This is a genomic window from Vibrio sp. CJQ_6, from assembly GCF_043106745.1.
GTDB classification, from domain to species: domain Bacteria; phylum Pseudomonadota; class Gammaproteobacteria; order Enterobacterales; family Vibrionaceae; genus Vibrio; species Vibrio furnissii.
On the sequence record NZ_JBICMV010000007.1, the window covers coordinates 57229 to 70363 of the forward strand.

The 13135-nt window shown below is 51.6% G+C and carries 13 protein-coding genes; 4 read left to right on the forward strand and 9 right to left on the reverse strand.

The genetic code is table 11. The features are described from left to right. Nucleotides 1–148 precede the first annotated feature (148 nt). Nucleotides 149–802 (forward strand): GTP cyclohydrolase I FolE, encoded by a 654-nt coding sequence (gene folE, locus ACF8PK_RS00965; protein ID WP_038152105.1) that lies wholly within the window; start codon nt 149–151, stop codon nt 800–802. A gap of 76 nt (nt 803–878) precedes the next feature. Here folE and eat read toward each other — a convergent pair whose 3' ends face one another. From eat to ACF8PK_RS00980, 3 genes are read right to left on the reverse strand one after another with little or no spacing between them, the layout of a single operon-like run. After that, the gene (eat, locus tag ACF8PK_RS00970) at nt 879–2276 is read right to left on the reverse strand and encodes an ethanolamine permease (protein WP_392439605.1); all 1398 of its coding nucleotides are present in this window, start codon (nt 2274–2276) and stop codon (nt 879–881) included. 27 nt (nt 2277–2303) lie between these two features. Further along, on the reverse strand, nt 2304–3146 hold the full coding sequence (gene eutC, locus ACF8PK_RS00975) for an ethanolamine ammonia-lyase subunit EutC (RefSeq protein WP_392439607.1): 843 nt from the start codon (nt 3144–3146) through the stop codon (nt 2304–2306). Continuing rightward, nucleotides 3143–4546 (reverse strand): ethanolamine ammonia-lyase subunit EutB, encoded by a 1404-nt coding sequence (locus ACF8PK_RS00980; protein WP_392439609.1) that lies wholly within the window; start codon nt 4544–4546, stop codon nt 3143–3145. Before ACF8PK_RS00980 ends, eutC begins: the two co-directional genes overlap by 4 nt. Before the next feature lie 217 nt (nt 4547–4763). Between ACF8PK_RS00980 and ACF8PK_RS00985 the strand changes: the two genes are divergently transcribed. Next, complete coding sequence (locus tag ACF8PK_RS00985) at nt 4764–5822, forward strand: helix-turn-helix domain-containing protein (RefSeq protein WP_392439611.1); 1059 nt, start codon at nt 4764–4766, stop codon at nt 5820–5822. Here the strand turns inward: ACF8PK_RS00985 and msrB are convergent. The 5 genes from msrB to ACF8PK_RS01010 form a co-directional block, all read right to left on the reverse strand. Beyond that, complete coding sequence (gene msrB / locus ACF8PK_RS00990; RefSeq protein WP_392439613.1) at nt 5815–6945, reverse strand: peptide-methionine (R)-S-oxide reductase MsrB; 1131 nt, start codon at nt 6943–6945, stop codon at nt 5815–5817. The genes ACF8PK_RS00985 and msrB overlap by 8 nt on opposite strands. Before the next feature lie 133 nt (nt 6946–7078). Next, nucleotides 7079–8827, reverse strand: coding sequence for a formate--tetrahydrofolate ligase (locus ACF8PK_RS00995; protein ID WP_392439615.1), 1749 nt, complete (start codon nt 8825–8827; stop codon nt 7079–7081). Between the two features lie 213 nt (nt 8828–9040). Then, a complete protein-coding gene (gene elbB, locus ACF8PK_RS01000; RefSeq protein ID WP_055465329.1) occupies nt 9041–9691 on the reverse strand; it encodes an isoprenoid biosynthesis glyoxalase ElbB in 651 nt (216 codons plus the stop codon). Nucleotides 9692–9710: 19 nt separating this feature from the next. Continuing rightward, the gene (locus ACF8PK_RS01005; protein WP_014257238.1) at nt 9711–9896 is read right to left on the reverse strand and encodes a hypothetical protein; all 186 of its coding nucleotides are present in this window, start codon (nt 9894–9896) and stop codon (nt 9711–9713) included. 101 nt (nt 9897–9997) lie between these two features. Then, a complete protein-coding gene (locus tag ACF8PK_RS01010) occupies nt 9998–10915 on the reverse strand; it encodes a LysR family transcriptional regulator (protein WP_197278149.1) in 918 nt (305 codons plus the stop codon). A gap of 98 nt (nt 10916–11013) precedes the next feature. On the opposite strand from ACF8PK_RS01010, the gene yjjG reads away from it, so the two are divergent. Beyond that, nucleotides 11014–11688, forward strand: coding sequence for a pyrimidine 5'-nucleotidase (yjjG, locus tag ACF8PK_RS01015; protein WP_143680414.1), 675 nt, complete (start codon nt 11014–11016; stop codon nt 11686–11688). Nucleotides 11689–11733: 45 nt separating this feature from the next. Here the strand turns inward: yjjG and rnk are convergent, their stop codons facing one another. Further along, the gene (gene rnk / locus ACF8PK_RS01020; RefSeq protein WP_004728045.1) at nt 11734–12141 is read right to left on the reverse strand and encodes a nucleoside diphosphate kinase regulator; all 408 of its coding nucleotides are present in this window, start codon (nt 12139–12141) and stop codon (nt 11734–11736) included. Between the two features lie 386 nt (nt 12142–12527). On the opposite strand from rnk, the gene ACF8PK_RS01025 reads away from it, so the two are divergent. Next, entirely contained in the window at nt 12528–13121 is a 594-nt protein-coding gene (locus ACF8PK_RS01025; RefSeq protein ID WP_014257241.1) for a cold shock and DUF1294 domain-containing protein, read from the forward strand. Nucleotides 13122–13135 lie beyond the last annotated feature (14 nt).

The window sequence follows — 13135 nt, forward strand, 5'->3', positions numbered from 1 at the left end:
GATGAAATCCTATGGTCTTCATTTTTGAGGATACTTTAGCACACAAAGCCCAGTGGCAATAATGTCCACCGATAAAATATGGGTGTAATTATTAAAAAATCCGAGTATCCTTGTCAGCCATCCGAAAGGGTTAATATGAGGTAAAGTAATGTCAGGTTTGAGCGAATCCGCGAAGTTAGTAAAAGATGCGCTGGAACGTCGTGGTTTGGAAACGCCAATGCAACCAAACACGATCAGTCGAGATGAGAAAAAAGAACGCATTGAACACCATATGCGTGAAATTCTGACTCTCTTAGGACTGGACCTCACTGACGATAGCCTTGAAGAAACCCCGCACCGAATCTCGAAGATGTACGTCGATGAGATCTTCTCTGGTCTGGATTACCACAACTTCCCGAAAATCACGGTCATCGAAAACAAGATGAACGTGAGCGAAATGGTGCGTGTGAAAGACATTACCGTGACCAGTACCTGTGAGCACCACTTGGTGACTATCGATGGGAAAGCGGCGGTGGCGTATATTCCGCGTGGCAAAATTATCGGCCTGTCGAAAATTAACCGCATTGTGCGCTTTTTTGCGCAGCGCCCACAGGTGCAAGAGCGTATGACGCAACAAATTCTGGTTGCGCTGCAAACCCTGTTGGAATCAGAAGACGTGGCCGTCACCATCGATGCGACTCACTACTGCGTGAAATCACGCGGTGTGATGGATGCAACCAGCGAAACCACAACCACGGCGCTTGGTGGCATTTTTAAGTCCAACCCCGCAACCCGCGCTGAATTTCTGCACGGCTTGCGGTAAGTACACAAATATTCAATGAAAAAGGACATCCTCGGATGTCCTTTTTTGTCTCTGATAGTCAAGCGAATGGCACTTTTTACGCTTTACTAGCCTGTGGCATCAGCAGCATGTCATGACCTTCCTGCATCGAGCTTTCATCGTGTGTCGCTTTGAAGTAGAGAAAACCAAGGGCAAATAACCCGACAAAGATCAGCGTCAGCAGGAAGTTGTAATACACCATCGCAACCAGAGCAAGTACCGCTAGACCCAGAGCAAGCGCTGGAGCAAATGGATAGAGCGGGGCGCGGAACGGACGTTCCAGTGCTGGTTCGGTGCGACGCAGTTTAAATAGCGCCAACATAGACACGATGTACATCACGATGGCGCCAAACACCGCCATCGTCACGATGTTGGCAGTCAGTGGCTGCCCGCCAATCACAATCAGGTTGTCAGAGAAGATGGCCGCGATACCCACCACGCCGCCCGCCAGAATCGCCCAATGCGGTGTTTGATAACGTTGGTTGACGGCAGCGAGTGATTTTGGCAGAAAGCCTGCACGCGCCAACGCGTAAATCTGACGAGAATACCCCATGATGATGCCGTGGAATGACGCGATCAGGCCAAACAATCCCAGCCACACCAGCATATGCAACCAGCCACTTGATTCGCCGACAATCATTTTCATGGCTTGTGGCAATGGGTCGTTGATGTTGGACAGTTCACGCCAATCACCAGCGCCACCCGCAAAGAACATCACGCCCACGGCCAGCACCACCAGCGTTAAAATACCGGCGATAAACGCCACCGGAATCGTGCGTTTCGGATCTTTGGCTTCTTCCGCCGCCATCGACGCGCCTTCAATGGCGAGGAAAAACCAGATGGCAAAAGGAATCGCCGCAAAGATGCCGGAAATTGCTTCGCCAGAGAAGACATCGCTGCCAGCCCAACCGTTCGCGGCAAAGTTTGCCATAGAGAAACCGGGGGAGACGACGCCCATAAAGACCAGCAGTTCGACGATAGCAAGAATGGTGACCAAAAGTTCGAACGTCGCGGCAATGCTTACCCCAACAAGGTTGAGTCCCATAAAGACCACGTAAGCAACCACGGCCACCAATTTCGGGTCGAGCGTCGGAAACTGAACATTGAGATATGCCCCGATGGCCATAGCGATGGCGGGCGGCGCAAACACAAATTCAACCAAGGTGGCAAAACCTGCGACATAGCCGCCTAACGGACCAAAGGCGCGATACGCATAAGCGAATGGGCCGCCTGCGTGGGGGATGGACGTCGACAGCTCGGTAAAACTGAAAATGAACGCGGTGTACATGGTGGCAATGATCAGGGTGGTGATCAAAAAGCCGAGCGTCCCAGCCTGCGCCCAACCGTAACTCCAGCCGAAGTATTCGCCCGAAATGACCAGCCCGACGGCAATGCCCCATAAGTGAAATTTTCCAAGGGTCCGTTTCAGAACCGGTTTGCTGCTATTTTCCATCATAACAATCCTTAGTAATGTCCTTAAAATCTAATCAGTGGTTAATGAAAATTGGTTTGCTTGAATCGGTTGATTCAACTGTGCGTCGTCAGAACGATCTTTCAGTCCGACGCCGGTGAGTTTGAGCCGGCGTGACTCCGCCAGCAGATAGAAGCATTTCATCGCTGCCGCGTGATAAGGCAGACCTTGTGGGCGCACATTGGAAATACAGTTGCGTAGTGAATCTTCGGTACCGCGCTGTGGGTGCCAGGTCAGATACAGCCCCAAGCTATCGGGGGAACTTAACCCCGGGCGTTCGCCCACCAGCACCAGTACCTCGCGTGCGTTGATTGCTTCACCCACGTCATCACCAACCGCCACGCGTCCTTGATGCACGATGCTCAATGGCGCGATACGCCAATCATGTCGTTGGTCGGCATGGAGCTGCGTGATTAAGGCGTCGATAAAGGGCGCCGCGTGATGACTGATTGCGTAAGACGACAAACCATCGGCAATGACAATCGCCAAATCGTACGGGCTTGGCGTGCTATCGCTGTGCTGCTTCAAACGTTCAATCGAGGCATCATCGAGCTTGCGGCCCAAATCGGGCCGTTGCAGATACGTGAGGCGATCACTGGCTTGGCTATGTAGCGAAAATGCGGGCAGATAGGGCACAATGGCTGATTTTTTCGCCAAGGCGTCAACTAGATCCGCTTCGTCGAGCGGCACATGCACCGCATCCATCGCTTGTGCGTGCGAGAGCTGAAAACGCAATAGCTCTTGGGTCGGAATGCTGGTTCCTACGCGGCCAATCCCAATACGTGCTTGGGTAAACTGGCGCAGCTTGTGCCATGGATCCTCATGGATCAACGCGGAAGTCGGCGCCTTACTCATACGGCCTCCTGAATGAGTCGCAGTGGCTGGCTAAAATGTGGCGACAAATCGTCGGCGAGTTGCTTGCGTCCATCCTGATGGAAGATTTCCATTCTCTTCAGCCAGCTTTCAAATTCTGGCGCAGGGCGAGAACCCAACACTTGGCGGGCATAGAGCGCGTCATGAAACGAGGTGGTCTGGTAATTGAGCATGATGTCATCGGAGCCCGGAATGCCCATGATGAACGAACACTCGGCGACGCCGAGCAGCGTCAGCAGATTGTCCATGTCGTTTTGATCGGCGTACGCGTGGTTGGTGTAGCAGATGTCACACCCCATCGGCAGGCCAAGCAGTTTCCCGCAGAAGTGATCTTCCAGCCCGGCGCGGGTGATCTGCTTGCCGTCAAACAGATATTCTGGGCCGATGAAACCGACCACGGTGTTAACCAGTAACGGTTTGAACTTGCGCGCCAGCGCATAGGCGCGCACTTCGCAGGTTTGTTGGTCGACGTTGTGATGGCCGTTGGCCGACAACGCGCTGCCTTGGCCGGTTTCGAAATACATCACATTGTTGCCGACGGTGCCGCGATTGAGGCTCAGCGCGGCATCATAGGCTTCGGCAATCACATTCAGGTTGATACCGAACCCTTGATTGGTCGCTTCGGTGCCGCCGATAGATTGAAACACTAAATCGACCGGCGCGCCTTTCTCAATCGCTTCGACCGTGTTCGTCACATGGGTCAGGACGCACGATTGAGTCGGAATGTCATAATGCTGAATCACGTCATCCATCAGTTTCATGAGCTGAATCGCCTGGCTTACGCTGTCGGTAGCCGGGTTGATGCCAATCACAGCATCGCCGTTGCCATACATCAGGCCATCAAAAATCGATGCCGCAATGCCGCTCATGTCATCGGTCGGATGATTGGGTTGCAAACGGGTGGATAAGCGGCCGGGCAGACCGATGGTGTTACGAAATGCGGTGGTCACCTGACACTTCTTCGCCACTAGAATTAGATCCTGATTGCGCATGATTTTGCTGACTGCCGCGGCCATTTCGGGCGTGATGCCAGCGCAAACCCGTGCCAATTCAATATGGGTGGTGGTTTCTTGCAGCAGCCAGTTACGAAAATCGCCAACCGTGAGATGCGCAATCTCCAAGAATGCACGAGCATCATGCTCATCGATGATCAAACGAGTAATTTCGTCGTCCTCGTACGGAATCAAGGTGTCGTTGAGGAAGGTTGTGAGGGGGAGATCTGCCAATATCATCTGCGCGATCACGCGCTCTTCCGCCGATGTGGCGGCTACCCCCGCCAATTGGTCGCCGGAGCGCAGCGGCGATGCCTTCGCCATCACTTCTTTCAAAGAAGCAAACTGGTAGGTCTGACTGCCTAATTGATATCGGTAGCGTGAACTCATGATGCCTCTCAATCTTTACCGTTGTGCGGTGTGGGTTTGCTCAGGGCTGTGCGGCCTGAACATTGCAATTTGTCTTGGTATACCTGTTGCAAACAAGATTGTGAAAACAGTGCGAAAACTGTTCCGCGAGCATGACGGAAATAGGCAAAGTTAAATAAGCCAATAAAAACAGTGAGATAAAAGAGGTTGTGCATAATGCTGGTGCAAGAGGGTGAAAATGAATTTGGTTCAATTGCTTCATGAAGGGAATTCATGCGCACCAACGAGGTGCAAACAGTACAGTTTTGATGTCAACCAGCAGGCACAAAGCCTAAGTGCTTGGGAACAAAAGTATAATCAACACGGTGCAGGGCAATTTAATGGGTATCTGGATGAAATAAAGTTGCCCGGTTTGCACCTGTTTGAGGAGTACACCAGTCGCGCCGTTCATCAGGAATGTTGCGTGAATCCCAATGCGGTTTGGATTGGTTTTTCGATGAACAGCCAACGGCCTAAAGTAAATGGTCTGCAAGCTGAAACGCATCAATTGATGATTCGTCCGGCGCAGGAGTCGTTCGAATTGGCGACGCCTCAGGATTTTCATATTTTTGGCATTGTGATCGACCGTGAGCTGCTGTTGAACGGAATGCAATTTGGCAGCCAGGAGCAATGGGAAAATACCCAGTGGGAAACGGCCACATTGGTTGAAAACAATGTGCCGCAGCACGGTTGCTGGTCGCTGGTGGACTTGATTCGAGACGCGCTGAGTCCGCAGTCGATACTTGGACAAAAGCTACTTGAAGAGAGCGCCGCCCAAGCGCATTTGCACGGCATGTTACTTACAGCGGTGATGGATCGTCTGAGTGTGTTTCAAGTCTCGACTGAACGTGAACCGCGCAGTTACCATACTCGGCGTCAGGCGTTGCGGCGCCTGTATCAATACATTGAACAGAACGGCGACTATCCGTTAAGTATCAGCGATATGTGCGCGATCGCCTGTGTCAGCCAACGCACGTTGCAGAACTGTTTTGAACAAGAGCTTGGGGTGAGTCCGGCGATGTTTTTGCGTGAGTGCCGTTTGAATGCGGTGCGGCGGGTATTACTGGACCAATCGCAGCAGCGGGCGATCTGCGACGTCGCACTAGGCTTTGGCTTCTATCACATCGGCACGTTTAATCATTATTACAAGTTGCTATTTGGTGAAACGCCCAGTCAAACACGCGACCGGGCGCTTAGGTATCAACAGGCTGCGGTAGTCAATCCATTTGTCACCACATCACGTTCAGTATTTATTTGAACAGTTTCAAGTATTCCCCATAGCCTTGGGCTTGCATCTCCGCTTTCGGTACAAATCTCATTGCAGCGGAGTTCATACAATAGCGCAACCCCGTTGGCGCAGGGCCGTCATTAAACACATGGCCCAAGTGGGATTGACCAAAGCGGCTGCGCACTTCGGTGCGAGTGTAAAACAGGGTGTTATCGTCTTTGGTCACGATATACGCTGGATTAATCGGTTGGGTAAAGCTGGGCCAACCCGTGCCGGATTTATATTTGTCGGTAGACGAAAACAGCGGCTCGCCGGAAACGATATCGACATAAATGCCTTCCGCTTTGTTATCCCAATACTCGTTTTTGAACGCGTGCTCGGTGCCTTCTTCTTGCGTGACGTAGTACTGTAAATCCGTCAGTTTGGCACGAATCTCTTTATCCGATGGGCGAGTGTAAGTTTTCGCATTGCGAATGCCTTTGCTTTCATCGATGATTTGGCGCAGCGTTTTGGGGTGTTCAACGCGATCTTCACCAAAAATCGTATCTAAGTACTGATCGCGGCCAGAGGCGTAGCGATAGTATTTGTAGCGCAGGGCGCTCTTTTTGTAGAAATCTTGATGGTACTCTTCCGCAGGCCAGAACTGCTTAAAGGCGATGAGTTCAGTTTTCAGTGGCTTTTTGAAAATACCAGATTCGTCGATCGCTTTCATAAAGCGTTCAGAAATCTGTTTTTGCTGTGCGTTATGATAAAAAATCGCCGGGCGATATTGGTTCCCTCGATCAACAAATGAACCTTGATCGTCGGTGGGGTCGATATGGCGGAAGAAATGGTCCAACACCTGTTCATAGCTGACTTTGTCGGCGTCATACGTGACCTGAATCGATTCAATGTGACCGGTGGAACCTGACGAGACTTGCTTATAAGTCGGATTATCGACATGGCCACCGGAATACCCTGAGACAACGGCAATCACGCCGGCGAGTTTTTCCATGTCAGATTCAGTACACCAAAAACAGCCACCGGCCAGTGTTGCGACTTCTTCATGACTGGCGTGTTTGCTGGTGGCAGACGTGTCTGCTTGGGAGAAAAACGATACAGAAAGTGGTACGGCGACCAGTAAGGCAAACAAAAATAACGTAATGCGTTTCATGGCGGTTCTTACTCGTTTTGTTGAACGGATATACGAAAAGAACGGCACACGGTCGGAAAAATTTCAAATCGAATGCAAAGAAAAAAGCTTCGCGGTGGCGAAGCTTTTCAATGGGGTGATGTGGCCCGAGTGTTTAACTTAACCCGATGATGCGGCCTTGATCGTCGATATCCAGCCCCATAAACGCCGGTTTCTCGGGCAGCCCCGGCATGGTCATCACGTTGCCGCATAACGCATACACAAATTCCGCGCCTGCGCAGAGCTTCAGCTCGCGAATGGGAACATCAAATCCGCTGGGCGCACCCTTGTGCGCCGAATCTGTGGTGATCGACAGCGGCGTTTTTGCCAGACATACCGAAAGATGACCAAAGCCTTTTGCTTGCAGGTCATCAAGCTGAGCTTGCGCTTTGTCGCTCAAGGTGATGGAGCCTGCGCCGTAGCCCTTTATTGCGACCGCTTTGAGTTTCTCAAGCAACGGGGCGTCGGGTGCATACAGCGGCGTAAAGTGTGCGGGTTTACTGCACTGCGTGACCACGTGTTCGGCCAGTTCGCGTGTGCCTTCTCCACCTTTGGCGAATCCTTCCGACAGGGCCACCAGCACATCGTTGGGCAGCGCTTCAATCATCTGTTTGAGCTGCGCTAGCTCTTCATCACTATCCTGCGGAAAGCGGTTAATCGCCACGACCGCAGGAATGCCGTATTTGTTGACGTTGTTGATGTGCCATTTGAGGTTTTCAAAGCCCGCGATTAAAGCGTCACGGTCGGGTGTAAACAGGCTTTCAGGGACCGGTTGCCCTGGGCGCAGATCATAATGGCCGGAGTTGGCTTTCAAGCCGCGCAATGTTGCAACGATGACTGCGCAATCAGGCGTTTTGCCCGACGCGCTGGCTTTGATGTTACACGCTTTTTCAAAGCCCATATCAGAGCCGAAACCACCTTCTGTCACGGTGTAGTCAGCGAGGCGTGTGGCGATGTCATCAGCAATGATGGAAGAGTTGCCGTGCGCGATGTTGGCAAACGGGCCGGCGTGAATCAGCGTCGGTACGCCTTCCAGAGTTTGCATTAAGGTGGGTTGAATTGCCTCTTTCATGCTGACGGCCATGGCGCCCGCAACTTTCAGATCTTCGGTGGTCACCGGTTGACCATCTAAGTTGTAGCCGACCACGATGTTGCCGATGCGGCGACGCAAGTCTGTGAGATCTTTTGCCAGTGCAAGAATCGCCATCAATTCCGAAGCGGCCGAGATATCAAAGCCGTCTTCACGCTCGTAACCGTTGATGGTTTTGCCGGCTTCATTGCGTCCGACCGTGACCATGCGCAGCGCGCGATCGTTGTGATCCATCACGCGCTTCCAGACAATGCGTTTGGGGTCAAGACGCAGGGCAGGCATGCCTGTTCTTGCTGCAAAATCGTCATACCCGTGGCGCTGCTCGTGGTAGATGCGCGCATCAATCGCGGCGGCGGCGAGGTTATGCGCGGCCGTCACGGCATGAATATCGCCGGTTAAGTGCAGATTCAGCTCTTCCATCGGTGCAACCTGCGAATAACCGCCACCGGCAGCGCCCCCTTTGACGCCGAAAATCGGCCCCATCGACGGCTGACGAATACAGGCCATCACCGAATGTTGTAAACGAGCCAGCCCCTGCGCCAGACCAATCGTGGTGACGGTTTTACCTTCGCCCAGCGGCGTTGGTGTGATGGCGGTGACCAAAATGAATTTTCCGGCAGGTTGATCGTGTAGGCGGTCGAGGCAGTGAAGCGAGACTTTGGCTTTATAACGGCCTTGGCTTTGGAACTCTTCAGGGAGCAGTCCGGCTTGGTGGGCGATCTGCTCAATAGCAGTCAACGGCGTGGAGCGACAAATTTCGATATCTGGCAGCATAAAACCCTCATCATGGCGATGAAACTGGTTGGGAAAACGTTTGCGTCGCGATAATAGCTTTAAATATGAGCTTGTAAAGGGGAATTATCGAGACGATTGTTTTGCAAGGCCGGAATTCTAAACCATTCCTGATGTTGATCAAACGTCTGCAACGGAATTTGCTGGGGAAGGGTGTAAAGAAAACAGGCGCTGAGCGTCAGCGCCTGTGTGGGATTAGGCAAGCTTGATTAACGCTGCGACAAGGCGATCAATGCCCGCTGCGGCTTGAGAGATGTTTTCAGCCAGCATGTACGCGGGAGTGGACAGGACGTTGTGTTTTTGGTCGAACACAAAGTCGTCGACCGGGCAGGTGACGTGTTCGCCGCCCATTTTACGGAAAGCGCTGGCGGTGTCTGGATCGCTGCCGATGGTGCCTTCCACACCATGTTCGTAAATCATGGGAATGATGGTGGGCGCAATGCAAAGGTATGCCGCAGGTTTACCCGCTTGTGCGAAGGCACGACACGCCGTGGCAACGTGGGTGTTGATACTGCATTCAGACCCTTTGAGCGCAAAATCGGTGAGGTTTTTCGCTGCGCCAAAACCACCCGGTAGCAGCAGCGCATCGTAATCGTCCACTTTGAGTTTAGCCACATCTTCAATGTGACCACGGGCAATCCGAGCGGCTTCTACCAACACGTTGCGTTTCTCATCCGTGGCTTCGCCGGTGAGGTGGTTGACCACGTGCATTTGATCAATGTTGGGCGCGAAACAGTGCCAAGTGGCACCGTGTTTTTCAATCGCGTGGAGGGCAAGCACCGATTCATGAATTTCGGCGCCATCGAATACACCACATCCACTCAATATCACAGCTACTTTTTTCATCGGTCGGTTCCTTAATCGTCTAAACGGCGGCGTCTTTCTTGCGCTTTCGGCCTGATTCTGCAGGTGATGTTTGCTTATCTTCTAAGTCTAGTTGAGGTGATGATTCATGTTGTTGTTCGTCGTCGCGAATTTCATCATCCGTTTCGGGATAATGCTTCACCACGAAAGGCATCAGCATGACTGAGGAAGGCAAGAAGTGTTTCATCGATGACTCCGACGTTGGGGAAAACACCCGTTATAAGCCCAGCATGAGCCTCGGTCTTTGCGCTAAATCACTGTCCTTTCGGGTTTTCTGAGATTGACGGCTCAGAAGATGCCTTGATCCCAATACGGCTGATCGGTGCCCAGTTTTTCGCTAATGAACTCCATAAAAGCGCGCACTTTATGCGGCAGATGTTTGCGTTCGGGAAACACGGCGTAAATTGCGTGCTCGGGCAGCGGGTAATCGGTCATGATGGCGTGCAGCTTACCAGCGCGAATGTCTTTGCTCACCAAAAAAGTTGGCAGTTGGCCGATGCCCAATCCATCAAGCAGGGCGCGGCGAATCGCTTCGCTGTTGTTGACGCTGAGGTTCCCGGTTGGAATCACTTTGAAATCCGACCCGTTTTGGGTGAAGGTCCATTCGCTGCCCCCTCGAAAGTAGGAGTACACCAAGCAGTTGTGTTGCAGTAAATCCGCAGGTTTCTGCGGTGCAGGGTGCCGGCTGAGATAATCAGGTGAGCAGCACAACACGCTACGACAGCGCACTAATCGTTTGGCAACGAGGTTAGAGACCGGCAAATGGCCGATACGAATGGCGAGGTCAAAGCCGCCTTGCACTAAATCGACCATCTGATCTTCCAATTGCAGATCGATTTCGACTTTCGGGTAGCGGGTGAGAAACTCGGCAATCAGCGTCGCGACATGCAACACGCCAAACGACATGGGCGCTGTGATCTTCAGTTTACCTTGGGGTTCACCTTGTAGTTCAGTGACCGCGTCACTGCCTTGCTGTGCAAAGCTCAGCGCTTGGGACACATGGTAATAATAGCGTTCACCCGCTTCAGTGAGGCTCAGTTTACGCGTGGTGCGGTTGAGCAGGCGAATGCCCAACTCATCTTCAAGTTGCGTCACGCGTTTGCTCACGGCAGACTTGGTGATGCTGAGTTTCTCGGCGGCGCTGGAGAAGCTGCCGCATTCTACGACGGCAACGAAAATCGGAATGGCGGCAAATGTGTTATCCATCATTGTTGAGATATTCTTAACAAAAAGTTTCCATTCACAGAGATTAACATCTCACGGAAAACAATCTAGACTGAGCGCGACATTTTGAGGAAACCAACATGAAGTACGATTGGATCTTATTTGACGCTGACGAGACCCTGTTTCATTTCGATGCCTTTCAAGGGATGCAGCTGATGTTCGCGCGCAAAGGCGTGGATTTTACTGAACAAGACTTTCACCACTACCAACAGGTCAACAAGCCGTTGTGGGTGGATTATCAAAACGGCACCATTACCGCGGCCGAGCTCAAGCACATTCGCTTTGAGTCTTGGGCACAAAAACTGGAAACGACCACTGCAGAGCTCAACAGCGCGTTTTTGAGCGCAATGGCGGACATTTGCACCTTGCTGCCCGGTGCCAAAGAGCTGATGGAAGCCCTCAAAGGCAAAGCCAAATTGGGCATTATCACCAATGGGTTTACGGAATTGCAGGATGTGCGTTTGACCAAAACGGGCATGAAAGACTATTTCGACCACATTGTGATCTCGGAAGAAGTCGGCATTGCGAAACCGGACGCAGGGATTTTCGCTCATGCGATGGCGGTGATGGGCAACCCGGAAAAAGCGCGTGTGTTGATGGTGGGGGACAACCCGCATTCAGACATTTTGGGTGGGCTGAATTTTGGGATTGAAACATGCTGGTTGAATGTACATCAGCAGCCAAAACCCGAAGGTATCGATGCGCATTATGAAGTGCGTTCACTGCATGAATTGAAAGAGATTTTGATTGCTTAAATCGCTCCTGGTGCAAAGCGAACACTTTGCACCGGATTCCCGCTGTTAACGGTTGAAATCGCCTTCACGTTCAGGCTGATACACCACTTCGATAATCTCAATGGTCTTCTCAGCGCCGCCAGGCATTGGCCATGTTAACGTTTGACCTGCCGCCAACCCCAGCAATGCGCTGCCGACAGGGGCAAAAATCGAAATATCGTCACTATTTTTCACTTCGTGTGGGTAGACCAAATTCTTCTGAATGATCTCGTCTTTTCCGGTGAACTTAAAACGCACCGTTGAGTTCATGCTCACGACATTGTCTGGCATGTCCTGCGGTTCGTTGATGGTTGCTCGGTCGAGTTCATCTTCCAGCTTTTCCAATTCGGGTGACAGTTTGGGCATCTTCTCCAGCAGAGCGCTGATGCGGTCCATGTCCAGAGTTGAAACCACGATGGTATGGTGATTCGGCATTTATTTTCTCCAAAAAGAAATACCGCCCTGACAGGTCAGGGCGGCATAAAACCAACAAGGGTTATCGAATTCATAAGGTGGTAGCTCAAACCTTAGTCTTTGTAATTTAAGAATTCAATCGATATGCACACAGTTTTTAAGTAATAAATTGTGTATGTTTGTAAATAGTGATGTTCTTTTATCCACCCCTTCAGCCCCCCCCGAGCAGAGTGAAGAAAAAGGTGATCCTTGGCTTGATCTTCGTTCTGAGTACTGACTACGCTTTACTTGAGGTCGTGTGAGCGCCCTCAGGAGCTTTGCATCAAACCAATGACTATTCAGCAAAGTGACGGCTAGGCGAAATACGTGCTGCTCGGTGGACAGGGCAGGATGAGTATGGGTTTAACATGGCTATTTCAGGCAAAATTTCAGAATGGAATGACGCAAAAGGGTACGGCTTTATCACCGTCGATAACTATCGCGGCAAAATCTTCTTTCACATTTCCGATGTGCAAGGTCACGGCCGGCGGCCAAAAATCAACGAAGCGGTTCACTTCAAATTGGCAAAAGAGTCCAACGGCTCTTTGCGTGCGATCGACATTGAACGACCGATGGTTTACGGGTTATCTCTCGCTTTGTCAGTGTGGTTCATCACCGTCCTTTTTGCCAGTATTTATCTGGTGAACTACCCGCCAATCATTGTGCTGTTTTACATTCTGATCAGCGCCATCACCTATGTCGTGTATGCGTTTGATAAAAGCGCCATGCTCAACAATGAATGGCGCATTTCGGAATGGTTGTTGCACGCGTTGTCGTTACTGGGAGGCTGGCCGGGCGCGTTGATGGCACAGGCCTTTTTGCGTTTCAAAACGTTAGAACAGCCATTTCGAATGATTTTTTGGCTGACGGCACTGGCGAACTTTTCCGTGTTTTTGTACACCTTAACTGGGCACGGTGCCGACACGCTCGCGCAGCTGATCGTGCGTTTGCAAGTGTTCTAAGCATAAAGTCTGCG

Excerpts from the sequence above, each read along its gene's own strand:
- folE (WP_038152105.1), top strand. The coding sequence starts at position 149 with ATGTCAGGTTTGAGCGAATCCGCGAAGTTAGTAAAAGATGCGCTGGAA.
- eat (WP_392439605.1), bottom strand. The coding sequence starts at position 2,276 with ATGATGGAAAATAGCAGCAAACCGGTTCTGAAACGGACCCTTGGAAAA.
- eutC (WP_392439607.1), bottom strand. The coding sequence starts at position 3,146 with ATGAGTAAGGCGCCGACTTCCGCGTTGATCCATGAGGATCCATGGCAC.
- ACF8PK_RS00980 (WP_392439609.1), bottom strand. The coding sequence starts at position 4,546 with ATGAGTTCACGCTACCGATATCAATTAGGCAGTCAGACCTACCAGTTT.
- ACF8PK_RS00985 (WP_392439611.1), top strand. The coding sequence starts at position 4,764 with ATGAATTTGGTTCAATTGCTTCATGAAGGGAATTCATGCGCACCAACG.
- msrB (WP_392439613.1), bottom strand. The coding sequence starts at position 6,945 with ATGAAACGCATTACGTTATTTTTGTTTGCCTTACTGGTCGCCGTACCA.
- ACF8PK_RS00995 (WP_392439615.1), bottom strand. The coding sequence starts at position 8,827 with ATGCTGCCAGATATCGAAATTTGTCGCTCCACGCCGTTGACTGCTATT.
- elbB (WP_055465329.1), bottom strand. The coding sequence starts at position 9,691 with ATGAAAAAAGTAGCTGTGATATTGAGTGGATGTGGTGTATTCGATGGC.
- ACF8PK_RS01005 (WP_014257238.1), bottom strand. The coding sequence starts at position 9,896 with ATGAAACACTTCTTGCCTTCCTCAGTCATGCTGATGCCTTTCGTGGTG.
- ACF8PK_RS01010 (WP_197278149.1), bottom strand. The coding sequence starts at position 10,915 with ATGGATAACACATTTGCCGCCATTCCGATTTTCGTTGCCGTCGTAGAA.
- yjjG (WP_143680414.1), top strand. The coding sequence starts at position 11,014 with ATGAAGTACGATTGGATCTTATTTGACGCTGACGAGACCCTGTTTCAT.
- rnk (WP_004728045.1), bottom strand. The coding sequence starts at position 12,141 with ATGCCGAATCACCATACCATCGTGGTTTCAACTCTGGACATGGACCGC.
- ACF8PK_RS01025 (WP_014257241.1), top strand. The coding sequence starts at position 12,528 with ATGGCTATTTCAGGCAAAATTTCAGAATGGAATGACGCAAAAGGGTAC.